The organism is Methanoculleus sp. UBA303, from assembly GCA_002501655.1.
In the GTDB taxonomy this organism is placed as follows: Archaea; Halobacteriota; Methanomicrobia; order Methanomicrobiales; family Methanoculleaceae; genus Methanoculleus.
This window is the reverse complement of the sequence record DANY01000008.1, coordinates 76,433-99,801: the sequence shown is the minus strand read 5'-3', so window position 1 is coordinate 99,801 and position 23,369 is coordinate 76,433. Positions and strand designations below refer to the sequence as shown.

General features: G+C 60.4%; 28 protein-coding genes. 25 read left to right on the top strand and 3 right to left on the bottom strand.

All coding sequences use genetic code 11. From position 1 onward, the window contains the following. Positions 1-65: 65 nt before the first annotated feature. The 10 genes from BP846_RS01880 (at position 66) to BP846_RS01835 (ending at position 7,591) form a co-directional block, all read left to right on the top strand. Complete coding sequence (locus tag BP846_RS01880; RefSeq protein WP_292392345.1) at positions 66-689, top strand: class I SAM-dependent methyltransferase; 624 nt, start codon at positions 66-68, stop codon at positions 687-689. 299 nt (positions 690-988) lie between these two features. After that, a complete protein-coding gene (locus BP846_RS01875) occupies positions 989-1,216 on the top strand; it encodes a HypC/HybG/HupF family hydrogenase formation chaperone (RefSeq protein ID WP_292392343.1) in 228 nt (75 codons plus the stop codon). Next, positions 1,216-1,557 carry a hydrogenase maturation nickel metallochaperone HypA gene (locus BP846_RS01870; RefSeq protein ID WP_292392342.1) on the top strand — a complete coding sequence of 114 codons (342 nt, stop codon included), beginning with the start codon at positions 1,216-1,218 and terminating at the stop codon, positions 1,555-1,557. The genes BP846_RS01875 and BP846_RS01870 overlap by 1 nt, the downstream gene beginning before the upstream one ends. Further along, positions 1,554-2,549 (top strand): hydrogenase expression/formation protein HypE, encoded by a 996-nt coding sequence (gene hypE / locus BP846_RS01865; protein WP_292392341.1) that lies wholly within the window; start codon positions 1,554-1,556, stop codon positions 2,547-2,549. The genes BP846_RS01870 and hypE overlap by 4 nt, the downstream gene beginning before the upstream one ends. Before the next feature lie 89 nt (positions 2,550-2,638). Next, positions 2,639-3,070, top strand: a complete 432-nt coding sequence (locus tag BP846_RS01860; RefSeq protein ID WP_292392340.1) for a GNAT family N-acetyltransferase — start codon at positions 2,639-2,641, stop codon at positions 3,068-3,070. Positions 3,071-3,076: 6 nt separating this feature from the next. Continuing rightward, positions 3,077-3,988, top strand: coding sequence for a DUF2156 domain-containing protein (locus tag BP846_RS01855; RefSeq protein WP_292392339.1), 912 nt, complete (start codon positions 3,077-3,079; stop codon positions 3,986-3,988). After that, complete coding sequence (gene pyrC / locus BP846_RS01850) at positions 3,985-5,247, top strand: dihydroorotase (protein ID WP_292392338.1); 1,263 nt, start codon at positions 3,985-3,987, stop codon at positions 5,245-5,247. Before BP846_RS01855 ends, pyrC begins: the two co-directional genes overlap by 4 nt. A gap of 199 nt (positions 5,248-5,446) precedes the next feature. After that, positions 5,447-5,764, top strand: coding sequence for a DUF167 domain-containing protein (locus BP846_RS01845; protein ID WP_292392337.1), 318 nt, complete (start codon positions 5,447-5,449; stop codon positions 5,762-5,764). Positions 5,765-6,018: 254 nt separating this feature from the next. Further along, positions 6,019-7,242, top strand: a complete 1,224-nt coding sequence (gene dnaG, locus BP846_RS01840) for a DNA primase DnaG (RefSeq protein ID WP_292392336.1) — start codon at positions 6,019-6,021, stop codon at positions 7,240-7,242. Between the two features lie 64 nt (positions 7,243-7,306). Then, complete coding sequence (locus BP846_RS01835) at positions 7,307-7,591, top strand: UPF0058 family protein (RefSeq protein WP_248533112.1); 285 nt, start codon at positions 7,307-7,309, stop codon at positions 7,589-7,591. Positions 7,592-7,664: 73 nt separating this feature from the next. Here BP846_RS01835 and BP846_RS01830 read toward each other — a convergent pair whose 3' ends face one another. Further along, positions 7,665-8,459 (bottom strand): ATP-grasp domain-containing protein, encoded by a 795-nt coding sequence (locus BP846_RS01830; protein WP_292392335.1) that lies wholly within the window; start codon positions 8,457-8,459, stop codon positions 7,665-7,667. Positions 8,460-8,554: 95 nt separating this feature from the next. Here BP846_RS01830 and BP846_RS01825 point away from each other — a divergent pair, with 95 nt between their 5' ends. The 4 genes from BP846_RS01825 to minD all read left to right on the top strand — a co-directional run bounded on the left by BP846_RS01825 (position 8,555) and on the right by minD (position 11,143). Then, a complete protein-coding gene (locus tag BP846_RS01825) occupies positions 8,555-9,040 on the top strand; it encodes a hydrogenase maturation protease (protein WP_292392334.1) in 486 nt (161 codons plus the stop codon). 89 nt (positions 9,041-9,129) lie between these two features. Next, complete coding sequence (locus BP846_RS01820; RefSeq protein WP_292392333.1) at positions 9,130-9,768, top strand: hypothetical protein; 639 nt, start codon at positions 9,130-9,132, stop codon at positions 9,766-9,768. Positions 9,769-10,009: 241 nt separating this feature from the next. Continuing rightward, positions 10,010-10,315 (top strand): hypothetical protein, encoded by a 306-nt coding sequence (locus BP846_RS01815; RefSeq protein ID WP_292392332.1) that lies wholly within the window; start codon positions 10,010-10,012, stop codon positions 10,313-10,315. Between the two features lie 39 nt (positions 10,316-10,354). Next, the gene (gene minD, locus BP846_RS01810; protein WP_292392331.1) at positions 10,355-11,143 is read left to right on the top strand and encodes a cell division ATPase MinD; all 789 of its coding nucleotides are present in this window, start codon (positions 10,355-10,357) and stop codon (positions 11,141-11,143) included. 291 nt (positions 11,144-11,434) lie between these two features. Here minD and tnpB read toward each other — a convergent pair whose 3' ends face one another. Beyond that, positions 11,435-12,592 carry an IS200/IS605 family element RNA-guided endonuclease TnpB gene (tnpB, locus tag BP846_RS01805; protein WP_292392330.1) on the bottom strand — a complete coding sequence of 386 codons (1,158 nt, stop codon included), beginning with the start codon at positions 12,590-12,592 and terminating at the stop codon, positions 11,435-11,437. A gap of 240 nt (positions 12,593-12,832) precedes the next feature. Here tnpB and BP846_RS01800 point away from each other — a divergent pair, with 240 nt between their 5' ends. The 7 genes from BP846_RS01800 to BP846_RS01770 all read left to right on the top strand — a co-directional run bounded on the left by BP846_RS01800 (position 12,833) and on the right by BP846_RS01770 (position 18,075). Further along, positions 12,833-13,063 (top strand): 4Fe-4S dicluster domain-containing protein, encoded by a 231-nt coding sequence (locus tag BP846_RS01800; protein ID WP_292392329.1) that lies wholly within the window; start codon positions 12,833-12,835, stop codon positions 13,061-13,063. After that, on the top strand, positions 13,063-13,626 hold the full coding sequence (locus tag BP846_RS01795) for a hydrocarbon binding protein (contains V4R domain) (protein WP_292392328.1): 564 nt from the start codon (positions 13,063-13,065) through the stop codon (positions 13,624-13,626). The genes BP846_RS01800 and BP846_RS01795 overlap by 1 nt, the downstream gene beginning before the upstream one ends. A gap of 6 nt (positions 13,627-13,632) precedes the next feature. Beyond that, complete coding sequence (locus BP846_RS01790) at positions 13,633-14,553, top strand: F420-nonreducing hydrogenase (protein ID WP_292392327.1); 921 nt, start codon at positions 13,633-13,635, stop codon at positions 14,551-14,553. Beyond that, positions 14,550-15,920 carry a Ni/Fe hydrogenase subunit alpha gene (locus BP846_RS01785; protein ID WP_292392326.1) on the top strand — a complete coding sequence of 457 codons (1,371 nt, stop codon included), beginning with the start codon at positions 14,550-14,552 and terminating at the stop codon, positions 15,918-15,920. The genes BP846_RS01790 and BP846_RS01785 overlap by 4 nt, the downstream gene beginning before the upstream one ends. A 10-nt stretch (positions 15,921-15,930) precedes the next feature. Continuing rightward, on the top strand, positions 15,931-16,278 hold the full coding sequence (locus tag BP846_RS01780; protein WP_292392325.1) for a roadblock/LC7 domain-containing protein: 348 nt from the start codon (positions 15,931-15,933) through the stop codon (positions 16,276-16,278). A gap of 4 nt (positions 16,279-16,282) precedes the next feature. Then, positions 16,283-16,954 (top strand): roadblock/LC7 domain-containing protein, encoded by a 672-nt coding sequence (locus BP846_RS01775; RefSeq protein WP_292392324.1) that lies wholly within the window; start codon positions 16,283-16,285, stop codon positions 16,952-16,954. A gap of 182 nt (positions 16,955-17,136) precedes the next feature. Continuing rightward, the gene (locus BP846_RS01770; RefSeq protein WP_292392323.1) at positions 17,137-18,075 is read left to right on the top strand and encodes an ornithine cyclodeaminase family protein; all 939 of its coding nucleotides are present in this window, start codon (positions 17,137-17,139) and stop codon (positions 18,073-18,075) included. A gap of 187 nt (positions 18,076-18,262) precedes the next feature. Here BP846_RS01770 and tes read toward each other — a convergent pair whose 3' ends face one another. After that, positions 18,263-19,732, bottom strand: a complete 1,470-nt coding sequence (gene tes / locus BP846_RS01765) for a tetraether lipid synthase Tes (RefSeq protein ID WP_292392322.1) — start codon at positions 19,730-19,732, stop codon at positions 18,263-18,265. 141 nt (positions 19,733-19,873) lie between these two features. Between tes and BP846_RS01760 the strand changes: the two genes are divergently transcribed. From BP846_RS01760 to argF, 4 genes are read left to right on the top strand one after another with little or no spacing between them, the layout of a single operon-like run. Continuing rightward, positions 19,874-20,374, top strand: a complete 501-nt coding sequence (locus BP846_RS01760) for a CDP-2,3-bis-(O-geranylgeranyl)-sn-glycerol synthase (RefSeq protein WP_292392349.1) — start codon at positions 19,874-19,876, stop codon at positions 20,372-20,374. Further along, entirely contained in the window at positions 20,368-20,880 is a 513-nt protein-coding gene (gene pyrE / locus BP846_RS01755; protein WP_292392321.1) for an orotate phosphoribosyltransferase, read from the top strand. Before BP846_RS01760 ends, pyrE begins: the two co-directional genes overlap by 7 nt. Before the next feature lie 25 nt (positions 20,881-20,905). Next, positions 20,906-22,198, top strand: a complete 1,293-nt coding sequence (gene purD, locus BP846_RS01750) for a phosphoribosylamine--glycine ligase (RefSeq protein WP_292392320.1) — start codon at positions 20,906-20,908, stop codon at positions 22,196-22,198. After that, positions 22,195-23,124, top strand: a complete 930-nt coding sequence (gene argF, locus BP846_RS01745; protein WP_292392319.1) for an ornithine carbamoyltransferase — start codon at positions 22,195-22,197, stop codon at positions 23,122-23,124. The genes purD and argF overlap by 4 nt, the downstream gene beginning before the upstream one ends. Positions 23,125-23,369: the final 245 nt, after the last annotated feature.

Genomic DNA, 23,369 nt, shown 5'->3' with positions numbered 1-23,369 from the left:
GTTGTTTCGTAGGGCACTACCGACGGAACGAACCATTATACTCCGGCGGCACCGACCTTTGCAGCGTGACCGATCACGCAACCGCCTGGGACAGGGACTACCAGAGGCGGGGAGACCTCTGGGGCGGAGCAGCGGCACCGCTCCCGGACGTTCCGGCAGGTGCCGCAGTCCTGGAGATCGGTTGCGGGAACGGCAAGACCCTCTCCGCGCTCGCCCGGCGCTCCTCCCTCGTGACCGCGGTCGACATATCTCCCCATGCCGTCAGTCTCGCCCGGCGGCGCCCGGGAATTGCGGCGGCCGGCCTCGCCGTTGCCGATGCCCGGTGCCTCCCATTCCACGGGGAAGCGTTCGATGCGGTCTTCCTGGTCCACATCACCGGCCACCTGCCCGGGCCGGGCCGCCGGGCCGTGGCATCCGAGGTCTGCCGGGTGCTCAGGACCGGCGGGACGGCCTTCTTCCGGGGCTTCTCCGTCGAGGATATGCGTGCCGGGAAGGGAACGGAGACGGAGGAGCAGACCTTCCGCAGGGGCGACGGCATCATCACCCACTACTTCACCGAAGACGAGGTGAGGGAACTCTTTGCACCGCTCATCCCCGTCTCGGTCCGGACACGCCGCTGGTATATGCGGGTCAGGGGCAGGGACCTCCCCCGGGCCGAGGTCGAAGCGGTGTTCAGGAAGGCGGCCTAGCATCGGGCGGGGTTTGTGCCCGCTTCTCTCCGGGAGGGGCGGGAGGACGGACCGGGATGTTTGGGCCTTCAGGGTGAGGGGCGCCGGTCGGCACCCCGGCATCCCCGCTCTCCGGCCCGCCAGGGACCGGAACCGGAGATGAACATACCTTTTTTACGCTTCCAGACTGAGATATAGTACCAGGATATGTGGACCCCGGTGTGCGCACATCGGCCCAAACGGCCTGCTCCCGGGTTCTTCGTGCAGTATGGTCAACCTTTTTTGACAGCCGGACAAAATAAAGGAGAGGAAGAGAGGTCATGTGTATTGCAATGCCCGCTGAGGTACTCGAGATAAAAGAGGGCAACATCGGCGTCGTCGACTTCGGGGACCTGCAGCAGGAGGTCAGGCTCGACCTCGTGGACGTGAGCGTCGGGGAGTTCGTGCTCGTCCACGTCGGGTTTGCCATCCAGCGCCTCAGCAGAGAGGAGGGGCTCGAGACCCGCGAGGTCTTCAGGCAGGTCTACGCCGCGATGACGGAGGAGTAATGCACGAGTACAGCATCGCCTACGACATATACACGACGGCCCGCCGGGCAGCGCTCGATAACAGCGCAAACGAGGTCAAATGTGTCTGTGTGGACGTCGGCAAGATGGCGATGGTGAACCCCGAGCAGGTGGAGTTTCTCTTCAATATCATCATCGAGGACGACCCGCTCTTTGCGGGCGCCCGGCTCTCGTGCCGGGAGATCGAGACGCGCACCCGCTGCTCCTGCGGCTACGAAGGGAGCGAGCGGTTCGTCTGCCCCGGGTGCGGAAAACTCCCGGAGGTTGTTGCAGGAATGGAGATCGTCGTTACAAACATCGAGATAGAAGTGGGCGAAGAATGAAAGTCAATCTCATGCACGGTGCCGGCGGTGAAGTGATGGGCGAACTTCTTCGCGTCATCACCAACCTCAAGCACAACAACGCCGGCGGGATAGGGCTCGAATCGCTGGACGACGGCGCGGTCATCCCTATAAACGGTCAGAACATCGTCTTTACGACCGATAACCACGTAGTCTCGCCGATCTTCTTCCCCGGCGGGGATATAGGACGGATCGCTGTCTGCGGAACGATCAACGACCTTGCCATGATGGGCGGGCGGCCGATCGCCCTCTCGTGCGGCATGGTCATCCCCGAGGGCTTCGACGTCGCGGACCTCGAGCGGATCGTCGCATCGATGGACGCCGCTCTCGACGAGTGCGGGGCAAGTCTCGTCACGGGAGACACCAAGGTGCTCGAGCGGGGCGCGCTCGATACCATCATCATCAACACCGCCGGCATCGGCGTCGCCGAGCGGGTGGTGCGGGACAACGGCCTCGCGCCCGGCGACAAAATCATCGTCAGCGGCACCATCGGCGACCACGGCATCGCCATCATGGCACACCGCGAGGGGTTCGATTTCGGCAGCCAGATCCATTCTGACGTCTCCCCCCTCTGGACGCTCGTCGAGGGGGCGCTCGCAGCCGGGAACATCCACGCCATGAAAGACCCGACACGAGGCGGGTTCGCGAACGCCATCAACGAGATGGCGAGAAAGAGCGGCGTGGGCGTCATCATCGAGGAAGAAGCCCTTCCCTTCCGGAGGAATGTCCTCTCCGCCGCCGGCATGCTCGGCATCGATCCTCTTGAGGTCGCGAACGAGGGAAAGGTCGTCATGGGGGTCGCACCCGGCGACGCCAAGGCCGTCCTCGCAGCGCTCCGGAGGCATCCCTACGGGCGGGACGCGGCGATCGTCGGCGAGGTCGTCGAAGGTTCCCACGTGATTATGCGGACCACCATAGGCGGAGAGCGGTTCATCGAGCCTCCGATCGGCGATCCGGTCCCGCGCGTCTGCTAGCGGTGAAACCATACCTTTTTACGCCTCGTCCTCAACCCCTGCAGGTATACGATGACGTCATGGGCGGTCTTATGGAGAGGCATGGTACGATGAAAGAGAGGGCAGCGATCGAGGTGCGGCTGGTGGACCTCTGGGACGTGGATATGATCGCCGACCTCTACCGGGCAGGCGGCTGGTGGAACGAGAAATGGAACCCTGCCAGCCTCGGCGCCCTCATCGCCGGGAGTTTCGCCTTTGCCGTCGCCGTCGACCCTGCGACCGGCAAAGCGGTCGGGATGGGCAGGGTACTCTCGGACGGGGTCTCGGACGCCTACGTCCAGGACCTGGTCGTCCTCCCCGACTACCGGGGCCGGGGCATCGGAACGATGATCGTATCAACGCTGCTGGATCACTGTAAATCTGCAGGGGTCATCTGGGTCGCCCTTGTCGCCGAACCCGGGACCGAACCTTTCTATACCGCGCTTGGGTTCCGGAGAATGGAGGGGCACATACCCATGCGGTGGTACCCTGAAGAGAGGTGAGGATGATTGAGATTCTCTGACTTCAAACCCGTAAACCTGGACGATCGCGACCTCTTCTGGGGACACTACCGGCAATACCCTCAGGTGCACAGCGACAACACGTTTGCAAATATGGTCTGCTGGAACCACTACGCAAACTACCGCTTTATAGAGGTGGACGGCTCAATCGTCCTCTCAAGCACCATCAACGATGTCACGTCGTTTCGCATGCCGATCGGCCCCAGAAACCCGGACCTGATCGGGGACGTCATCGATCTGGCGGCGAGGGAGGGCGGCGACACACCTCTCTGGATACTGGATCCGGCAAACGAAGCGTGGATCCGGGAACTCTACCCGGACCTCCCCCTGCACGCAAGTCGGGACTTCTTCGACTACATCTACCGGACCGAAGACCTCGCCGACCTTGCCGGGAAGGGCTACGCCACCATCCGGCGCCAGATTAACCGTTTTGAGCGCGAGTATGCGTATACGGTCGAGGAGATCACCGAAGAGAACATCGATGAGGTCTGGGAGTTCCTGGTCATCTGGTGCGAGTGGCGGGACTGCAACTCCGAGTCCATACTTGCTTCTGAGAAAGAAGCCATCTTCTTTGCCGTGAACCACTTCTTCGCTATCGGGCTTGAGGGGCGGATCGTCAGGATCGGCGGTACCATCGGGGCGGTATCGATTGTCGGCAGGGTCAACGCGGATATGGCGGTCGTCCACTTCGAGAAGGCGCTCCCCGAGACCTACCCGGGCATTTACAAGGTGATCACGACCGAGACGGCGGCAGGGCTCCGGAAGCGCTACCGCTACATCAACCGGGAGTGCGACATGGGCGTGTCCGGGCTCCGCGAATCAAAGACACGCTACCACCCCGCCTACATGGTCGAGGTGTACCACGCAACCCGGGACGACCTGGAGGCACACTGCCGATGACCGCCGACCTGGTGCTCATGAACATGGGGCTCCCGACAGGCCGGCGCGCCGACATCGTCATCGCCGGCGGTATCGTCCGGCACGTCGGCGCAGCGGTGCGTGCCGACGATACGATCGACTGCAGCAGGTTCACCTGTCTTCCCGGGGCGGTCGACATGCACGTCCATATGCGGGGAGGGGTGCAGGCGAAGAAAGAGGACTGGCGAACGGGCACAGTGAGCGCGATCGCCGGCGGGGTGACGGTCGTGGTCGACCAGCCCAACACCGTCCCCCCCATCACCACGCCCGAGATCCTCCGGGCACGTCTCCGCGAGGCCGAAGAGCATGCCGTCTGCGGTTTTGCGGTCAATGCAGGCGTTACTCCGGATGCGGACCTTGCAGGTATGTGGCATGCCGGTTCGATGGCGTTCGGGGAGACCTTCGCCGCACCGTCGAGTTACGGCGGGGGACTTGACCCTGAAACCCTCCGGGTGTTGCTCGACCGCATCCATACCCTTGGAGGGCTTGCGACGGTCCACGCCGAGGAGGTCGCGGGTCCGGCGCCGGCAACGCTCGCCGGCCACAACAGGGCGCGCTCCGGCGCCGGGGAGGCGCGCGCCATGCGGGCGATCTCCGCCCTCGCCCCGGAGAGGATGCGGCTCCATTTCTGCCACGCGAGCACCGCCGCCTCAATTGAGGCCGCACGGGGCACGGTGGAGGTGACGCCGCACCACCTCTTCCTCTCGTACACTATGTTTGAGGAGGACGATACCCGGGCCCGGGTGAACCCCCCGCTCAGGGACGAAGAGACCCGCCGCGGCCTCTGGTCCTGCTGGGATGCGATCGACGTCATCGCGTCCGATCACGCCCCGCACACGTTCAGCGAGAAAGCACTGCCGTTTGAGGCCGCTCCCTCCGGTATCCCCGGAGTCGAGACGATGGTGCCGCTCTTGATGGCGGCGGTGCAGAGGCGAGAGATAAGCCTCACATCGGTGATGGAGAAGACGTCGTGGAGGCCTGCCGCCATCCTCGGCATACCGCGCGCAGGGTTTGAGCCGGGCGACCGGGCGGACTATGCCCTCTACCCGGACGAAGTCACCCGCATCGATGCTTCCCGGCTCCACGCAAAGTGCGGCTGGTCGCCGTTTGAGGGGCTTTCTGCAGTCTTCCCGGAAGAGGTGATCGTCCGGGGTGAGCGGGCCTACGCCTGCGGGGACCACCTGGCGGCGCACCCGGCATGGTACCCCGGGCAAGGATATTTATCCTCACAAAATAAATAATATAGAGCCGATACAGCGCATCTTATAGGTCCCCGGGTGATCACCTGGCGAAACGCCCGATATGATCCACGGGACAACCCAGGTGCGCGACAGGCACGCCTGGCATATAGGGTACGATCGCGTGAGGACCGGCACAAGCCGCCTGTGATCATCGATCGTTAGTGCCGGGCGACATTCCTGATTTCATGAGGCCTCTTTTATGGAACCGTATGCCGATGCCGTCGTCGAAAACTCACATGGCGTGGTCATAGCGCTCGACGTTACAGCAGGCGCAAAACGGTCTTCGTTTCCGGCAGGCTACAACGAGTGGCGGAAGAGTATCCGCTGCCAGGTCGCGGCCCCTGCCGTCGGCGGGAAGGCGAACCGTGCCATCATAGACCTCGTCGCAGGAACGCTCGGCGTACCCCGCGCTGACGTCAGCATCATATCCGGGCACACGTCCTCCTCAAAGGCTGTTGCAATCGCCGGTTTATCGAAATCTGATGTTGTCGCATGCCTGAACGCCGCCAGTGCATGATCCGGCGCGACAGGGAGTCGCGAGAACACCGGGGCGGACCGGATTTAATCACGAGATTATTATACCACAGGATACATTCAAATAAGGCCATTGTGAGGCCAAATTTTTGATTTTCCTTCTAAAAAATCTTGCGTTCAAACCGCCATCTGATTTAAGTAATTGCACCCTAGATATATAATTGACCCCTATGCCCGCGCACATGAGAACCCGCATGGCATATGGCATCAGATTTACACTGAAGGAGGCAGAACTCCATGTATTCACCAGATACTACAAAGTACCTTATCCATCTTACTCTGCAGATCGAAGGAGTGGTCGATAAACCCGATGTCGTGGGCGCCATCTTCGGCCAGACCGAGGGTTTGCTCGGCGAAGATCTCGACCTGCGCGATCTCCAGAGAACCGGCCGCGTCGGCAGGATCGACGTCCAGATAACCGCAAAGAGAGGCGAGACAAAAGGCGAGATCCTCATATCATCATCGCTCGACCGGGCGGAGACTGCGCTCCTTGCGTCGTCGCTCGAGACGATCGACCGGGTCGGACCATGCACGGCCCGCGTGAAGGTTGACCGCATCGAGGATATCCGGGTGACCAAGCGGCGCAGGATCGTCGACCGTGCTAAAGAACTCCTCCTTGAGGACTTCGATGAAGGCACCATAAACAGCGACGACCTGCTCGATGAGGTCCGGGAAGTCATACGGATAGAGAAACTCGAGTACCTCGGTGAGGAGAGAGTGCACGCGGGCCCGAACGTCATGGCCTCCGATGCTATCATCCTCGTCGAGGGACGGGCTGACGTCATCAACCTCCTGCGCTACGGCATCAAGAACGCGGTTGCGGTCGAGGGGACCAACGTCCCGCGCATCATCATCGACCTCTGCTCGCAGAAGACCGCGACGACCCTGCTCGACGGGGACCGGGGCGGGGAACTGATCCTCCGCGAGCTCCTCCAGGTCGCCGAGATCGACTTCGTGGCATACAGCCCCCGGGGGAAGAGCGTCGAGGAGATGAGCCGCAAAGAGATCGTCAAGGCGCTCCGGAACAAAGTGCCCGTGGAGGTGGTCACCGAGCATCTCGCCGATGAGGGGGCAGCGGAGCGGGTGCCTGCATCTGCCGGACCCGCCGGTGCAGGCGAGGCCGGTGGAGACGAGCGGCCGTCACAACAGCAGAGAAGCGGGAATGAGGGGAGCCAGAAACCCCCCTCGACACTCGGCGAGCACATGGCTGACGTCAGGGACAGAAAAATCGCACGGTTCCTGTCCCCGGATTATACCGTCCTCATGGAATCGAACGCCGCCGATGTCGAGGGCGCACTCCAGACCCTGAACGACGATGTTGAAGGGCTTGTCGTCGATCGCATCATCGACCAGAAACTCCTCGATCTGATCGGAGGAAGGGACCTCGAGTTTGTGGCTGCCCGGGACTTTAAGGGTATCATAAAGCGCCCACTGTCCATCAGGCTTATAAAGATAGGGTGAAGGTTATCCGTGGGTGCAAATTTATATATGTTTATATTCACCATTTTTATCTCTGGGAGAGAATATGCACAAGGAAGAGTTAATAGCCTTACATGGGATTCTCACAGAGATAAAAGACTTCTTTGAGATGACAAACCCGGAGTTGAAGTTCTCGCAGTATTATGCGTTGAAGATAGACCCTTCTCAGGTGCATAAGAGCAAAATGGAACATAAATATGCAATATTTGTGCTCGGGACGGAACTTGCAAACGCCATGAAGGATGTGGAGTTCTCATCGTCGGGCAGGATCTCTGCCCGGATGAAAGAACTCGCCGAGAAGACATTGAAAGAGATTGAGTATCTCCAGTGAGAACTCCCCTGTTCACGCATCGCCCGCCGTCGGGGGTATGCCGCCGGAGCCTCCTGCCCCGCCGGTCCTCTCCTCAGGCCCGCATTTCGCGCTCACGCTCAATGAGGTAAGCAGCCAGCAGTCTCGGGATCGGTGCCGCCATGCAGTGCCAGTTTGGCGTCCCATTCACCTCAAGAACCGTGTAGCCTTCCCTGTCCCGGAGAAGATCGACACCACAGTAGTCAATCCCGACCGCTGACGCCGATGCCTCGGCGATGGCGCGCATCTCCTCATCGATCGAGACCGGCATACCAATCCCGCCCTGGTGGATGTTGTGCATCAGGCCCTCGGATACCCGGGTTATCGCGCCGACAGCCTCTCCGCCGAGGACGAAGACACGGAAGTCCCGGTCGTTCTTGACGTATTCCTGCAGGTACCAGGGTCCCGACCCGAGGTCGCCCGGATCCGTCACCAGCCGGATACCGTTTCCGTCATACCCGTAGAGCGGCTTATAGACGACTTTTCCGTGCCGCAGAAGGAAGTCCCGCGCCTGCGCCTCCGACCGCAGGTAGGCCGTCTCCGGCGTCCGGATACCGTTCTGCAGCAGGAGCGCCGACGTCATCACCTTCGATGCACAGGTAACTATGCTCTCAGGTGTGTTGATCACCTGGTTATGGAGCGAGAGCACGCTCAGGGTCTCAAACTGATGCCCGTCCTGCCGGATTCCACAGACCCAGACGAGTTCGTTCTCAAGCCCGGAGTTGAGGGGGTCGATTGCACCGAGATCAAGGGTCCTGCATCGGGCATCGGCTCTCTCCAGCTCCTGTATAACAGCGCCGGTCGAGTTATCGTCCGGCGTATCGGTTGGTTTTGGTACGATATGGATCATACGCCTCACATCCCGCTCCCGGGACTCATGGTCCACTCTCAGGGTTCCACTATTGTTTTGTACCTTGCCAGATATAATCGGTGGGGAAGAATACCATGCAGAAGAACCGGATCGGTATCATCGGGTGCGGAAACCCCCTCATGGGAAACGACGCGGCGGGGATCCTGGTGATGCACCTCTTCGAGGGGAGATATGCCGGCGTCGACGCGATCGATGGCGGCACCGGGGGTTTTGGCCTTATCCCGCTGATGGAAGAGTATGAGAAGGTTGTGATCGTCGACGCTATGACGGGCATCGGCGGTCATATCGGTGACGTCATCGTCTTCGAAGCACCGCCGTCTCCGGACCTCCCGGTATGCGCACTCCATGACATAGGGGTCGGTGAGGTGGTAACAATAGCCCGCGAACTCGGGTACGTCGCGGAGGTTGTGACCATCGGGATCGAGGTGGGCGAGATCAAGGCGTTCAGTCAGGATAGAGATCCGGCAGTCGAAGAGGGGATCCGGGTTGCCGGGAGAGAGATCCTCAGGATCCTGCAGGGATGGACCGGCAAGGCCAGCGATCCTCTTAAAAATATGTAGATGAAGCCTCAAGATGTATGGACATCACGCTCATTTCAAAAGATATAAATAGCAAGGCTTAATTTATACCTCTGCGCTGAAGTGTCTGTATGCAGCTGCCACGAGGTCGGTTCCATCGTCTTCTCAAGTCCACGGCATCCCGTGCCCTGATAGAGGAGATGGGCTCAACACGGTTTACCGGGATCTGCACGATCGTCCTTGGCGGCGAGAGTGCCGTCCTGGTACTGAACGAAGGGTTGGTGGTGCTTGCCGAATATGGGGGCATAAAGGGGCAGCACGCACTGGACGCGGTGTTGAAGGGCGAGGAGAGTGAAGCGGCGGCAGAGTTGAACCTCCTGACGCCTGAACAGATACAACTCGCCCGGGAGTTCAACCGGGCGTTTGCAACCGCCGGCCCCGAGACCGAAGACCAGGGAAGACCATCACCAACGAAGGCTGCTCCAGGAGGGACGAAGCCACCCACCGGGCCGAAGGGAACCGCTGTGACACATTCGTCGAAGCGCCATCCTGAACCGCCCGCAGAGAGGCACAGGATCCCCATGCCGGGAGTGAAACCCGTGCAGGAGACGGCTGCAGCGCCTCCATCCGGGAACGACGAGATCGACACGCTCATCCGGAACATGGAGGAGATGGATGTCGAGCAACTCGTCAGCAGTTTCAGGGTAAACTGCAAGGATATGCTCCGGAGGATTCATCTCGATCATCTCATTCAGGACGAAGATACGTAAAACATGCAGGAGTTGATAATAAATGGATTCGACAGGCACCATCCAGATTTTCCTCATTATCATAACGGTGACGGTGATAGTTGGTTTCGCCGGCATTCTGTACTTTCTTTCGAGGATCTCCCGAACACTCGCCGGGCAGCGGCCCGAAGGCGCTACCGGGGCTCAAGGGAAACCGGGCAGAGTTGCTCAGCCGGCCTCCGCCAAGCCCGCGAGATCCCTCAGTGAGATCGATTCCGGGAGTATGAGAAGCCTGGAAGAGTATCTGGGAGCGATCGGCGAGAAGTACAGCCTTACGTCTTTCACGCTGGCAACCGCAGACGGCCTCCTGATCGGCTCGACGAGGCCCGGCGGCGAGGACGAGGCCGCGCGGTACAGTTACCTCTACACCCAGGGAAGACTGCAGGATGAGACCGGAGCAGAACTCCTTGGCATCCCCTACCGCGGGGAAACGGTCGTCGGCATCGCCCGCCCTTCGGAGCACCTCTCCGCCGAACTGATGAGCGCACTCGAGCAGGATACCCGGGATGCCCTGAGGCACTGGGCGTAACGCCGGTGAGCCCAAAGAGACAAAATAACGAGTGATTCCATGGTAAAAGTATACACGATTGCGTCCGGTAAAGGCGGTACCGGCAAAACAACGGTCACTGCAAATCTGGGGCCTATGCTGGCCCGGTACGGGAAGAAGACGTGCATCCTGGATGCCGATGTCGGGATGGCGAATCTCGGACTCATTCTCGGGCTTGAGAATCTGCCGGTGACCCTGCACGAGGTGCTGGCAGGTAAAGCGCGTGTCAGGGACGCCATATACGAAGGACCGTTCGGCGTGAAGGTGGTCCCGTGCGGGCTCTCTCTGCAGGGTTTCCAGCAGTCGAACCCGGACCGGTTGAAAGACGTCATGGCCGACCTTGTGAGCGAGTTCGATATCCTGATCCTGGACGCTCCTGCGGGGATAAGCAGGGACGGCGTCATCCCGCTGACGATCGCCGACGGGGTGATCCTTGTCGTGAACCCTGAGATCTCCTCGATCGTCGACGCCCTGAAGACAAAGATCCTGACCGAGACGGTCGGCGGGCACATCGAAGGGGCGATCATCAACCGGGTTGCCGCTAGCGGGGACGAGTTCAACCGCGCGCATATGGGGAAACTCCTCGGCGTCCGGGTGCTCGGGGTCATACCGGAAGACCCCAACGTTCGGCGTGCATCGGCCAGCAGGTCGCCGATCGTGGTGAAGTACCCGACATCCGAGGCATCCCGGGCCTTTAAGCGCATCTCCGCCGATGTAGCCGGTATCGAATACGTCGAGGAGGAGATGCCGGTGCCACGGGAAGGGTTCGTCGAGCGACTGGCCCGCGCTCTCTTCCGGGCGAAAGCGTGATGCCTGAGGCTTATCTCATCCTCACTACCGCCTTTCTCTCTTCGGGTCTCGCCGCGCAGTGACGCGCCGGCACACGGGAGAGCAGGTCTCTGCGGCGAAGGAGCGGACTCGCCGGCGTCAATTTGGGCTGCACAAAGCGCCCTGAACCCGGTATCACCAGAAAACCTATCCTTCCCCTCTTCCTCGCCGACGACCCGGCCACTTTTTATAAGGATTCCTGGCCGGCAGATGCCCTGAAAATGCGTGAACTACCCCGCCCTAAAGTGCGGGGCTTCCTGCTTCATCCTTCCTCTATTGAGGCAAGTCCACAGGCTCGATGGCGCGTTCCGCACCTGTTAATACGCCGACAAGGTTCTGCTCTTGTACAGCAAACTTCTTGATATTGATCGCTGCGTTAATATCTCGATCATGGACGGTACCACAATCGGAACATATCCATTCGCGATCCGAGAGTTTCAGATCGCGGTTACGGTACCCGCAGCAGCTACAAATTTTCGATGATGGATCGAACCTTCCAATCGTAAGGAGTGTCTTTCCATACTTCCGACATTTATAGTTCAGCATCGTGAAGAAGGTACTCCACGATACGTCGTTGATACTCCGGGCTAATTTGTGGTTTTTCTGCATACCAGCGACATTCAACGATTCTACTGCGATGGCTTGATTCTCGCTCACAACTTGATAGGAAAGTTTGTGCAGGAAATCGTTCCGCTGGTTTGCAACCTTCTCATGACCCGTCGCTAACTTCCGGATCGCCTTTTGCCGGTTCTTCGATCCTTTTACCTTCCGCGATACACGTCGCTGCAACACTTTCAGGCGTTGTAGCGAGTTCTTTAGATACCGAGGATTCGCAACCTTCTCACCGGTCGAGAAGGTTGCGAAGTCTGTTAAGCCAACATCGATCCCGATCGTCATGTCAGATGTGAACGATACCGGGGTCGGCTCGGGTTGTTCATCATCAACCAAAATACTGATGAACCACTTTCCGGTAGATGTTACCGAAACCGTCGCGTACTTCATCTTCCCGGCGAACACACGATGTAGCATCGTCTTAACGTCACCGATCTTCGGCAGTTTGACCCGGTTAGACTCAAAATCTACACGGTAATGTTGCGGTACCTGAAACGACTGTACCGGATTCTTCTTCGACTTGAACTTCGGAAATCCCTTCTTCTCACGGAAGAACCGGGTGAAGGCGTTGTCAAGGTTCCGGTTCGCATACTGGAGCGACTGTGAGTTGACGTCGGCTAACCACGGATACTCCGCTTTCAGCGCAGGAAGCTGGTTGTTCAGATCGAAACACGACAGTCGTTTTCCGTTCTGCTCGTACGCCCGGATCTTTTGTTCTAACGAACGGTTGTACACAAACCGACAAGCGTGGATGTGACTCATGAGCAGCGGAATCTGCGTTTGAGTCGGATACATCCGATACTTGTAGGCTCGAAGCATACAAATGTGGATCACACTTACAGTAATAAATAGGATTCTATAATCCTATTGACGAAGGGACTCCGCTTTCATCCCCGGCCTAAAGGCCGGGGTCTTCCCGCTCCGCCCCTTCAACCCCGCGAGATAAAATTCTGAATTTTAGCCTGGGATGGAAATATTTGCAGCGAACAAACTATATATGACTATACTTTAATAGCAGGAAGTGGTAACCCCATTCAGAGGCTCATAATGGATATACGTGTGGATAAGGACGCGTGCGTCGGGTGCGGTCTCTGCGTCAAAGACTGCCCGATGCATGTGTACGAACTCCAGAACAAGGTGAGTGTTCCGGTCAGGCCGAATAACTGTATGGGGTGCCTGTCCTGTCATGAGATCTGCCCGGCCCAGGCGCTCGAACATCGCGGCGTCTATCCTGCCCGGAGGCATTACATCGACATCAAAGTCTGTGAGATGCTTCGGAAGGTGATCTGATGAGCGCGGGCTACATCGACGAATTGCATGATGCCTTTCACTCTGATCTCGTCTACCGGTCGGAAGATATCCCCCTTGACTGCACGCCGAAGCCAAAAGAGATGGAACAGACGCTCCACGGTGTGATGAAACTTAACGGTCTGGTCATCAGGTCGCTCGAAGAGATCGCGGGCAGAGGGGCGAACGCAGTCACCTACCGGGCCGGGAAGAAGTTCGGCCACGAGGTCGCCAAATACTTCCAGAAGCGTGAGGATGTGGAGGGGGCGCTCCACGAACTCTCCGACCTGCTTCGCGGCCAGTACTCGTTTGAGGTCTGGAAACCTGAGGATAAGGAGACGTTCATCATCGAAGAGAACGGCGAGACCTTCATCTACCTCGTCTTCCACGACTGTATCGTCCGCCAGACGTTGCGGAGAAACGGCCTCGACCAGGGCGGTCCGCTCTGCCAGACGCTCTTCGGCTACGTCGTGGGCGCGATCGAGGAGATCACCGGCCGGAAAGCCAAACTGGAGATCGTCCACACCGGCCCGAACGCCTGCCTGAAGAAACTGGTTCTGAAATGAGGCAGTATGATGAAGATCGCTATTGAGGAACTGGCAGGGTGTTCCGGGTGCACGATTGCGGTGCTCGATCTCCACGAGATGCTCCTTGATGTCATCGCTGAAGCGGAGATCGTCTACTCTCCGGTGATTATGGACGCGAAGGAGCCACCCGAAGGCATCGACATAGCGTTCGTGACGGGGGCCGTCCGCAACGAGGAGAACCGGGAGCGGCTCGAGAAGATCCGGAAGCGGGCAAAGACGCTCGTGGCGCTTGGGACGTGCGCCTGCTATGGGGGAATATCAGGCCTCTCGATGCTGAGTTCAAACGTCGACCTCTTTTCGTGCGTCTACCGGCAGGTGGAGACGGCAAAGCCCGACGGGGTTATCCCGACGGATGTGCCGCCGTTCCTCTACCGGGCGTTCGCGGTGGGCGATCTCGTGAAGATCGATTACTACATCACGGGCTGCCCTCCGAAAGAGGCGTTCTTGAAGAAGATCATCCCGGCGATGATCGCGGGGAATACCCTCGACCTCTCGCGTAAATCCGTCTGTTCGGAGTGCGACAGGACCATGGGGCCGGTCGAGAACTGGACGCTCTTGCGGCGGCACGAGGGAGTTCCCGACCGTGAGCACTGCCTGCTCGGGCAGGGCTACCTCTGCCTCGGGAGTGTCACCTTCGGCAGGTGCGCCGCGACCTGCCCGAAGAACAACATACCGTGCCACGGGTGCAACGGCCCGTCGCTCGATATACTCCGTGAACCCTGCCGGGACATCTACGGCATGATGGTGCGGAGAATTTCGGATCTCACCGATAAGCCGGAGAAAGAAGTGGAGAAGGAACTCTACGACGTTGCGCATACGATGTACGCCTTCACCATCGGGAGCCTGATCATGGAGGATAAGGAGATGTCGAAGATTCGTGACCTGGTCAAGGAGAGGGGCAGATGAAAGAGATCACGATCAGCCCGGTGACCCGGATTGAGGGTCACGCCGGCGTCAAGATCTACCTCAACGACCAGGGCGAGGTCGACTCGGCCCACTTCCAGGTCGTTGAACTCAGGGGGTTTGAGAAGTTCCTCGTCGGGGCGGCGATCGAGGAGGCCCCCCGGATCACGCCTCGCATCTGCGGTATATGCCCCTCGGCGCACCATCTGGCGGCGGCGAAAGCGACCGACCGGATCTTCGGCGTCGAACCGCCCGCGACCGGGAAGAAACTCCGGGAACTCCTCAACGTCGGTCAGTTCACCCATTCCCACGCCCTCCACTTCTTCATGCTCGCAGCTCCCGACTTCATCCTCGGCCATGATGCGCCGGCGGAGATCCGGAACGTCGTCGGGCTTGCCCGTCACTCGCCTGAGATCGCAAAGAAGGCTATAGCGGTCCGGAAGTTCGGCCAGCGCCTGACGGAAGCGGTCGGCGGTAAACCCATCCACCCGGCAAACGCTCTCCCTGGCGGTATGTCGGCGCCGCTGACAGAGGGGAAGAGAGCCGAATTGGCCGTTATGGCGGACGAAGCGCTCGGAATCGCCCGGGAGGGGTGGGATATCGCACGCACCCTCCTTGACGGCGTCGATACCGGCATTGGGGCCATAAAGACGGGGTTCCTGGGCATGACCAATCACGGGCTCTACTCGACCTGCGAAGGGCCTGTCGCGATGCTTGGCCCGGACGGGGGCCGGATCGGTTCGTTCTCGGGCCCGGAGTACACGAACTTCATCGAGGAGTACTCGGAGGACTGGTCGTACCTGAAGTTCGCCCGGTTCAAAGGCGGAGACTACTACCGTGTCGGGCCGCTCGCCCGGCTCAATATCGTGGAGAGGATGGGGACAGAGCATGCCGATGCTGCTCTCGCGGAGTACCGCGAGCGGTTCGGCACCGTCGCCCAGGCTGCGCTTGCCTACCACCTGGCCCGCTATATCGAGTTCCTCGCCTCGTGCGAGCGGGCGGTGGAACTGCTCTCGGACCCCGGGATCACCGGCTCCGATATCCGGACTCCGGCAGGGAAGGTCGTAAACCGACGAGGCGTCGGGATCATCGAGGCTCCCCGGGGAACCCTGATCCACGACTATACCGTGAACGAGGCCGGCATCATCGAGCGGTGCAACCTGATCGTCGCAACCTGCCAGAACAACTACGCGATCGACCGGGGCGTGGAGGATATGGCACGCCGGGTGGTGGAGAACGGAGCGTTGACCGAGGGGGCGGCAAACCGTATCGAGATGATCATCAGGGCGTATGATCCCTGCATATCGTGCGCAACGCACGCTATCGGGCGGATGCCCCTCAAGATCGAGTGTATCAGAAGAAGAACGTGAGGCGATGCAGATGTTGAGACAGATCCTGGGAGAATTCCTGAAACTTGACGGGGTTACCGCCGCGGTCGTGGCGGGACGGGACGGCTTTGTGATCGAGAGTGTTGTTGCCGGCGACGTGGACGTCGAGGCCCTGGGCGCCATGGCTTCCACAGGGATGGGTACGTCTGAGGCGATGAGCAACGAACTCGGGAAGGGGGAGATGTACCAGATGCTTGTGGAGCTGGAGAACGGGCCAATCCTCCTCTCCCCGCTCTCGGAGGACGAGTTGATCGCCATCGTGGCGAACGCGAACGTCAATGTCGGGCGGATCCGGTATGAGTTGAAGAAGAACAGGGATCGGATAACCGCTGCTCTGTGAGACGATGCTACCCGACGGCGTCTCGCTTGGACGACTGCAGGGGCCTCTTGCGGCCCTTGCCTCCATCAGCCCTCACTTCACGGGAGCAGTGCGTATCGACGGGCCCGGGGGGACGGGGTTTGTCCTGACCCAGAGCGGGAACCCGTACGCAGCCGCGTTCGAGGGCACCGGCAGAGACCTGCTGCTTGGCGGAGACGAAGCTTACAGGTACCTGCTCGACCGGCCGTCGCTCGACTACGAACTCATCGCCTACACCGCCGAAGAGACCGGGGCAGCGCGGGAAGTCGCCCGGGAGACGGGGTGCCTGGTCAGCGAGGCCGGTGCAAAACCTGCCGCCCGGACCGGGCCTGAGGGTGCGGACTGCCTTGAGCGGATTGCACGACAGCCGGGAGTCATTGCCGTCTCGATCTTCCACGAAGGGTTTGCCCTCCAGTCGCTCGGCTCCGCGGACTTCGAGCAGGTGGCTGCGGTCGCCGAAGACCTGCTCCGCGCCGGGACCCGTCTCACCGACGATATGAGTATGGGGGACCTCGCCCAGGTGATCCTCGAGACCCCGGCAGGGAAACTCATCATCGCGCCCTATGGAGATCTCTCCCTCTGCATACTCGCGAGGTCCGACGCCAACCTCGGCCTGATCCGGCTCTCGATACGGGGCATGCAGGACGGGCCTGCCTGACGAGAAGGGTTCCCCTCCCGGACACGGGGTCTCCCGCTCCGCTTCTTTCGTACCCACAGGTTGATATCCCGGCGAGCATGAGAGGGGCTCATGCAACTCCGCACCACACCAGGAGTACAGCCGACGGTATCCCTCCACGGGCTCCCGGCCAGACCGCCCCGCTATCGTGAGGTGACGGTTCGATGAGGTACTACCCGGTTCATTCCGGATACCCGCCCTATACCCGGGTGAACCCGGCGATTGAGGCGGCTTTTGCAGAGCATGGTAGAGGAGGCGTCCAGATGCCGCCGAAGGTCTACGTGACGCTCGTTGAGAACGGAGATTTCAGGACGATGCCTGCATACATCCCGGCGTTCGGGGTTGCCGGGGTGAAGGTCGTCAATGTCCACCCGCAGAACCGCGCACGAGGTCTGCCTACCGTCATGGCGCTCACGGTGCTCATCGATGTGGAGACAGGCGTCCCGAGAGCGATCGTCAACGCCACCGAACTGACCGCGATGCGCACCGGGGCTGCGGGTGCCGTGGCGGCGAAGCACCTCGCATCCCGGCGGCCCGTCACCCTCGGTGTTGTAGGGGCCGGGCGGCAGGCAGAGGCGCTCGTCGAGGCGACGGCTGCGGCGGTCGCTATCGAGGAGATCCGGGTCTGGGGCAGGACGGAGAAGAGTGCGGAGGCGTTTGCAGCACGATACGCAGACTATAACACCAGAAGCGTCCCGATCGAGCGCGCCTGCGACTGCGATGTGCTGACCACGACGACGCCCTCGACCGCACCGCTCGTTATGGCGGAGTGGGTCCGGGAGGGGACGCACATCAATGCTATCGGCGCCGATGCGCCCGGAAAACAGGAACTGGATCCTATGCTCCTGGTGAAGGCGGAGGTCTTCGTCGACGACCCCGGCCAGGCGGTCCACTCGGGCGAGATCAACGTGCCGATAACCACCGGCCTCTACAACGCCGGTATGATCGCCGGAACCCTCGGCGAGGTCGTCATCGGGAAGAAGGGTCGGTCGTCTCCTGACGCCATCACGATCTTCGACTCCACCGGGCTTGCCATACAGGACCTTGCCATCGCCGCCCTTGTCGTCCGGGAAGAAGACGGCTACGAACTCCCGTTCCCGTGAGCGACGGTTCGTTAGAACCGGAACTTGAGAGAACGCGAAGCGTTATCGAGTGGCGATGCGTGCCCCCAAGGGCCGGAGCATGAGCACCGCGAGGCTGCGAGCGGCACAAGTCCACTACAGTCACCGCACTCAAAAAGGCAAGCGGGGAAGGGCCGGGGCATAGCCTCCCCCGGGGCGAGCTGGGCCGTTACTCCTCTTTCTGGGGTTGTGCGAAGGCTTTCCAGACCTGCTCACGGTAGACAGGGCCGCTGTTGTAGGTGCAGAACGGGATCAGGCGACCATCGGGGGTCGCGTAGTGGATGCAGCACCGCTCCACCCGGGAGAGGTCGTAGTTGTAGTTGTCCATGAAGTGCATCGTGCCGATGAAGAGGGCGTTCCAGTGAAACTCGCGCAGGGCCTCGAAGTTCTGCATCACGAGGGTCTTACCTATCAGTTTCAGGAACTCCCCGGTATTCGTCTGCTCCGCCTTCCGCGTGGAGCCGTAGAGGTCCTTGACCCCTTCGACGAGGGTCACATACTTGTTGATCGACCCGCCTTTCGCGAGCTTCGCCCCCATCTTCTCGACCGACTCGAAGAAGGCGTCGACATCCACCATCTTGTTGACCGGGACCATCCCCTCATCGGTGATGAAGACGTATGTCGCCGCGCCGCAGTGCTGGTGCGTGGTGAACGTGACCTGAGGTTTGCCCGTATACGCCTCAACGAGTTCGGAGATCGGGACGACACAGGGCACCGGGTAGAAGTAATCTTTCCGGATAACGCCGTCCGTCTGCTCCTCGATCCGTTCCGCAAGTTCCGGGATGGTGATCCGCTCTTTCTTGACATCATCCTCGCTTGCGGCCCCGGTGAACGCCACCGGCTGGAAGTTGACGCCCCGGACGGCCTTGATGTGCTCTGCGGCATACTTGATGATGGCGCCCACCTCGTGGTCGTTCCTGCCCTTGATGACCGTAGGCACCAGCACCACCCCCATACCGATCTTCTCGCAGTTCTCTATGGCCCGCCGGTCGCTCGCGAGTTTTGTGTTGGTCTCGCGGCTTACGCCGTCAAAGTGCAGGTAGACGGTGGAGAGCCCCGCCTCCTTCAGTTCTGCAATGTATCCAGGCTCCTGCGCGATCCTGATGCCGTTCGTTGCGACCTGCACCTGGTACAGCCCGAGTTCCTTCGCCTTCCGGATGAGTTCGGGGAGATCGTCGCGCATCGTCGGTTCGCCGCCAGAAAACTGGACGGCAGGCACCGGGACCGGCTTTTCCTCGCGTAGCATGCGCAGCATCCCGACGACCTGGTCGAAGGTCGGCTCGTAGATGTAGCCGCATGCCCGGGCGTTTGCAAAGCAGAAGTCGCAGTTGAGGTTACACCGGTTCGTCAGGTCGATGTTCGCAAGGAGCGTCATCGACCGGTGATTCTGACAGATACCGCAGTCGGTCGGACATCCCGCAGGGGAAGCAGCCTTCTGCGGGTTCAAAACCCCCTTCCCGATGCACTCGTAGGCGTCAAACCTCCGGTACATCTCCGCGTCCGACCAGTAGAGACTCCGGTATGCGCCGTGCTCAGGGCAGGTACGGACCAGCCAGACTTTCCCCTCTTCCTCGACGATATCGGCATCGAGCACGCTACCGCATGTTGGGCAGAGGCTCTTTGTCTTTTTTATCAGCATTCTCTCACCGTGCCCATCTTTCATTCGTATCTCATATTTCGACACTTTAATCTTTATAATTACTGATTGTACTGAGTATTGGCGCTTATCGATATGGACGTTGGATACTGGATCTTCTCCGGGCTCGCTGCGTTCTGGATCATGGTCCCGGCCTATGTACCGAACTCAGCAGCCGCACTCCTCGGCGGCGGAACGCCTATCGACTTCGGCAGGGCGTGTAGCGACGGCAAGCGGGTCTTCGGCGACGGTAAGACATACCGGGGGTTCTTCGGCGGTGTTCTCTGTGGAGTGCTGGCGGGTCTCGTCCAGATCTGGATCTGGTCCTCGTTTGGCCTGACCGCACTTCCCCATCATACGCTCCTCTCGGTTATGCTGCTTGCGGCAGGTGCGCTCCTCGGCGATCTCGGCAAGAGCTTCCTGAAGCGGAGGCTGGGGAAGGAGCAGGGCGAGTCCTGGTTCCTGGCCGATCAGTACGACCTGGTTATTGGTTCTTTTCTGCTCATCCTCCTGGTTTATCCCCAGTGGTTGTTCGAGAATATTACCTTACCCATTGCTGTCTGGATCGTCGTCATGACGCCCCTCCTTCACCGCGTGGTGAACATTATCGGCTACTACATCGGAGTTAAAGAGGTACCATGGTAAACCCAATTGCGACATTGTTACTTGAGAGCGGGGCTATCGAATTTGGGGACTTCGTCCTGGCATCGGGAGCCCGGAGTACCTACTACATCGACATTAAGGCCGCAACAACGAACCCTGCCATCCTTGCAGCAATCGGAAAAACCATCGCTGATGGCTGGGATTTCGATATAGTGGCCGGGGTGGCGGTCGGCGCCGTCCCGATTGCCGTCGCTGTCTCGCTTGCGAGCGGCCGGCCGTACGCGATCATCAGGAAAGAGGCGAAGGATCACGGCAAAGCCGGGGCGATCATCGGCGATGTGAGTGAAAAGCGTGTTCTGCTGGTCGAGGATGTAACCACGTCCGGGGGAAGTGCTCTCTACGGCCTTGCAACGCTGCGTGCCGCAGGCGCGCATGTCGACCAGATCGTGACCGTCGTCGACAGGGAAGCGGGCGCCCATGAAGCGCTTGCTGAGAACGGAGCATCTCTTCTTGCGCTTGTGCGGGTCAGTGAGCTGCTGGACGGATAAACATTTTTTAAGAGCGGGCAAATAGATGCATATGAAAGTACTCGTTGTAGGTGGTGGTGGCAGGGAACATGCGATCACCAGGGCGCTTTCCTGCAACAGTGACATGAGAATATTTTCTGTCATGGCACGAAAGAACCCGGGGATAGCCCGGCTCGCTGAGCAGGTGCTCCCCGAGAAAGAGACCAATATCCCGAATATAGTCAGGTTCGCCACCGAGTACGGGATTGATGCTGCGGTCATCGGACCGGAGGCGCCCCTTGAGGCAGGCATCGTCGATCACCTCGAGGCGGCGGGGATACCCTGCGTGGGGCCGACCCGTGCCGCGGCCCGGATTGAGACGGATAAGGCGTTCTGCCGCCGGTTGATGAAGCGGCACGGGATAGCAGGGTGCCCGGAATACCAGGTCTGCCATGACCCGGAGGAGGCACGGCAGTTCATCGAGGCCTACGACGGCGACCTTGCCGTCAAGCCCATCGGACTCACCGGGGGGAAGGGTGTGCGGATCATGGGCGAGCATGTCGATGTGGCAGGGGCAGTCGAGTACGTCCGGGAGATCGGGGGGGACGTCGTGCTGGAAGAGCGGCTGCTCGGGGAGGAGTTCACCCTCCAGGCATTCGTCGACGGTGAGCACCTGGTTCCCATGCCGCTTGTCCAGGACCACAAACGTGCATACGAAGGGGATGTGGGGCCGAACACCGGCGGGATGGGCTCATACTCCATGCCTGACCACATGCTCCCCTTCGTCACCCGTGCGGACTACAAGGAGGCGCTCCGGATCATGGAGGATACAGTCGCGGCCATGCGGGACGAGGGAACGCCGTACCGGGGGGTCCTCTACGGCCAGTTCATGAACACCTGCGACGGCCCCAGAGTCATCGAGTTTAACGCCCGCTTCGGGGACCCTGAGGCTATGAACGTCCTCTCACTCCTGGAGTCGGACTTCTCCGGGATCGTCCGCCATATCATCGAGGGAGACCTCTCGCCGTCGCATGTCCGGTTCGCCAATAAAGCGACGGTCTGCAAGTACGTCGTTCCCGAGGGCTACCCGGAGGCTCCGGTGACCCGCGAGCCTCTCACCCTCGGCGACTACGGCGACGCCCTCCTCTACTACGCAAACGTCGAGGAGCAGGGGGGAACGCTCTATACCCAGACGTCGCGGACACTTGCATTCGTCGGGAGGGGCGAGACCCTCGAGGAGGCCGAGGTGATCGCTGAGAAGGCGGCATCCTCCGTTGGAGGGCGCGTCTTCCACCGCAGGGATATCGGCACCCGGGAGGTTCTCGAGAGGCGATGCCGGCACATGAGGGAGATTGCATGAAGAAGGATTTTCTCTCGATCATCGATATCGACGAGTATGAACTTGAGAGCATCGTCGCTGACGCGATGCACGTGAAAAGGCTGAAGTCTGCAGGGACCGCACATGAATTCCTGAAGGGGAAGAGCCTCGGGATGATCTTCGAGAAGGCGTCCACCCGCACCCGGGTCTCGTTCGAGGTGGGGATGACCGACCTCGGCGGCCACGCGCTCTTCTTAAACCCCCAGGATATGCAACTCGGGCGGGGCGAAGAGGTCAGGGATACGGCACGGGTGCTTGCCCGTTACGTCGATGCGGTGATGATCCGCGCCTACGATCACGCCACCATCGAGGAGTTCGCCCGTTACTCGACGGTTCCCGTCATCAACGGGTTATCGGACAGCCTGCACCCCTGTCAGGTGCTGGCCGACATCATGACCTTGAGCGAGCGGTTCAGCGACCTTCGCGACCTGAGACTTGCCTGGATCGGGGACGGCAACAACGTCTGTAACACGTGGATCCTCTCCGCAGCCCTGACCGGCATGGAGATTGTGGTCGCAAGCCCCCCGGACTACCGGCCGAAGGATGCTGTCATCAACCAGGCGCGGGCGGCAGGCGGCAGGGTCACCATCGTCACGGACCCCGAGGAAGCGGTTCGGGAAGCGGATGTCCTCTACACCGATATCTGGGTCTCCATGGGCGACGAGCAGGAGCGTGCCGAGCGTCTGCGGGCCCTCAAGAATTACACGATAGACTCCCGCCTTCTTGCGCGAGCACCACCCGATGCTCTCGTGATGCACTGCCTCCCCGCCCACCGGGGGGAGGAGATCACCGATGAGGTGCTGGAAGGGCCGCAGAGCATCGTCTGGGACCAGGCTGAGAACCGGCTCCACGCGCAGAAAGCGCTGCTTATGCGGCTGATCGCCGGCGGCATGCCTCCAGCGGACTAAAACACCAATGCGGCCGTTCCAGCCACAAGTTCGACAGTTGAAACCAATTATAGGCTCTTCCCGACGAGGGTGTCCCAATACCCCCTGACGGAGAGCCCATCCACGGATTTTTAGCGAACAGTGCAATTCGCACCTGACCGTGCTCAAACTCTGGTTTTACTGGAACTCCGCTTACCCCCATGCACGGATTGCGTGGGGACATCGCCACGCACTACCCCCGCCCCTGGGGGCGGGGGAGGAGGCCG

Excerpts from the sequence above, each read along its gene's own strand:
- BP846_RS01860 (WP_292392340.1), top strand. The coding sequence starts at position 2,639 with ATGAAAGAGAGGGCAGCGATCGAGGTGCGGCTGGTGGACCTCTGGGAC.
- BP846_RS01820 (WP_292392333.1), top strand. The coding sequence starts at position 9,130 with ATGCAGCTGCCACGAGGTCGGTTCCATCGTCTTCTCAAGTCCACGGCA.
- BP846_RS01830 (WP_292392335.1), bottom strand. The coding sequence starts at position 8,459 with ATGATCCATATCGTACCAAAACCAACCGATACGCCGGACGATAACTCG.
- BP846_RS01790 (WP_292392327.1), top strand. The coding sequence starts at position 13,633 with ATGATGAAGATCGCTATTGAGGAACTGGCAGGGTGTTCCGGGTGCACG.
- BP846_RS01825 (WP_292392334.1), top strand. The coding sequence starts at position 8,555 with ATGCAGAAGAACCGGATCGGTATCATCGGGTGCGGAAACCCCCTCATG.
- BP846_RS01815 (WP_292392332.1), top strand. The coding sequence starts at position 10,010 with ATGAGAAGCCTGGAAGAGTATCTGGGAGCGATCGGCGAGAAGTACAGC.
- hypE (WP_292392341.1), top strand. The coding sequence starts at position 1,554 with ATGAAAGTCAATCTCATGCACGGTGCCGGCGGTGAAGTGATGGGCGAA.
- tes (WP_292392322.1), bottom strand. The coding sequence starts at position 19,732 with ATGCTGATAAAAAAGACAAAGAGCCTCTGCCCAACATGCGGTAGCGTG.
- minD (WP_292392331.1), top strand. The coding sequence starts at position 10,355 with ATGGTAAAAGTATACACGATTGCGTCCGGTAAAGGCGGTACCGGCAAA.
- BP846_RS01845 (WP_292392337.1), top strand. The coding sequence starts at position 5,447 with ATGGAACCGTATGCCGATGCCGTCGTCGAAAACTCACATGGCGTGGTC.
- pyrE (WP_292392321.1), top strand. The coding sequence starts at position 20,368 with ATGGTAAACCCAATTGCGACATTGTTACTTGAGAGCGGGGCTATCGAA.
- BP846_RS01875 (WP_292392343.1), top strand. The coding sequence starts at position 989 with ATGTGTATTGCAATGCCCGCTGAGGTACTCGAGATAAAAGAGGGCAAC.
- argF (WP_292392319.1), top strand. The coding sequence starts at position 22,195 with ATGAAGAAGGATTTTCTCTCGATCATCGATATCGACGAGTATGAACTT.
- pyrC (WP_292392338.1), top strand. The coding sequence starts at position 3,985 with ATGACCGCCGACCTGGTGCTCATGAACATGGGGCTCCCGACAGGCCGG.
- purD (WP_292392320.1), top strand. The coding sequence starts at position 20,906 with ATGCATATGAAAGTACTCGTTGTAGGTGGTGGTGGCAGGGAACATGCG.
- BP846_RS01795 (WP_292392328.1), top strand. The coding sequence starts at position 13,063 with ATGAGCGCGGGCTACATCGACGAATTGCATGATGCCTTTCACTCTGAT.
- dnaG (WP_292392336.1), top strand. The coding sequence starts at position 6,019 with ATGTATTCACCAGATACTACAAAGTACCTTATCCATCTTACTCTGCAG.
- BP846_RS01785 (WP_292392326.1), top strand. The coding sequence starts at position 14,550 with ATGAAAGAGATCACGATCAGCCCGGTGACCCGGATTGAGGGTCACGCC.
- BP846_RS01835 (WP_248533112.1), top strand. The coding sequence starts at position 7,307 with ATGCACAAGGAAGAGTTAATAGCCTTACATGGGATTCTCACAGAGATA.
- BP846_RS01770 (WP_292392323.1), top strand. The coding sequence starts at position 17,137 with ATGAGGTACTACCCGGTTCATTCCGGATACCCGCCCTATACCCGGGTG.
- BP846_RS01870 (WP_292392342.1), top strand. The coding sequence starts at position 1,216 with ATGCACGAGTACAGCATCGCCTACGACATATACACGACGGCCCGCCGG.
- BP846_RS01775 (WP_292392324.1), top strand. The coding sequence starts at position 16,283 with ATGCTACCCGACGGCGTCTCGCTTGGACGACTGCAGGGGCCTCTTGCG.
- BP846_RS01780 (WP_292392325.1), top strand. The coding sequence starts at position 15,931 with ATGTTGAGACAGATCCTGGGAGAATTCCTGAAACTTGACGGGGTTACC.
- tnpB (WP_292392330.1), bottom strand. The coding sequence starts at position 12,592 with ATGCTTCGAGCCTACAAGTATCGGATGTATCCGACTCAAACGCAGATT.
- BP846_RS01760 (WP_292392349.1), top strand. The coding sequence starts at position 19,874 with ATGGTCCCGGCCTATGTACCGAACTCAGCAGCCGCACTCCTCGGCGGC.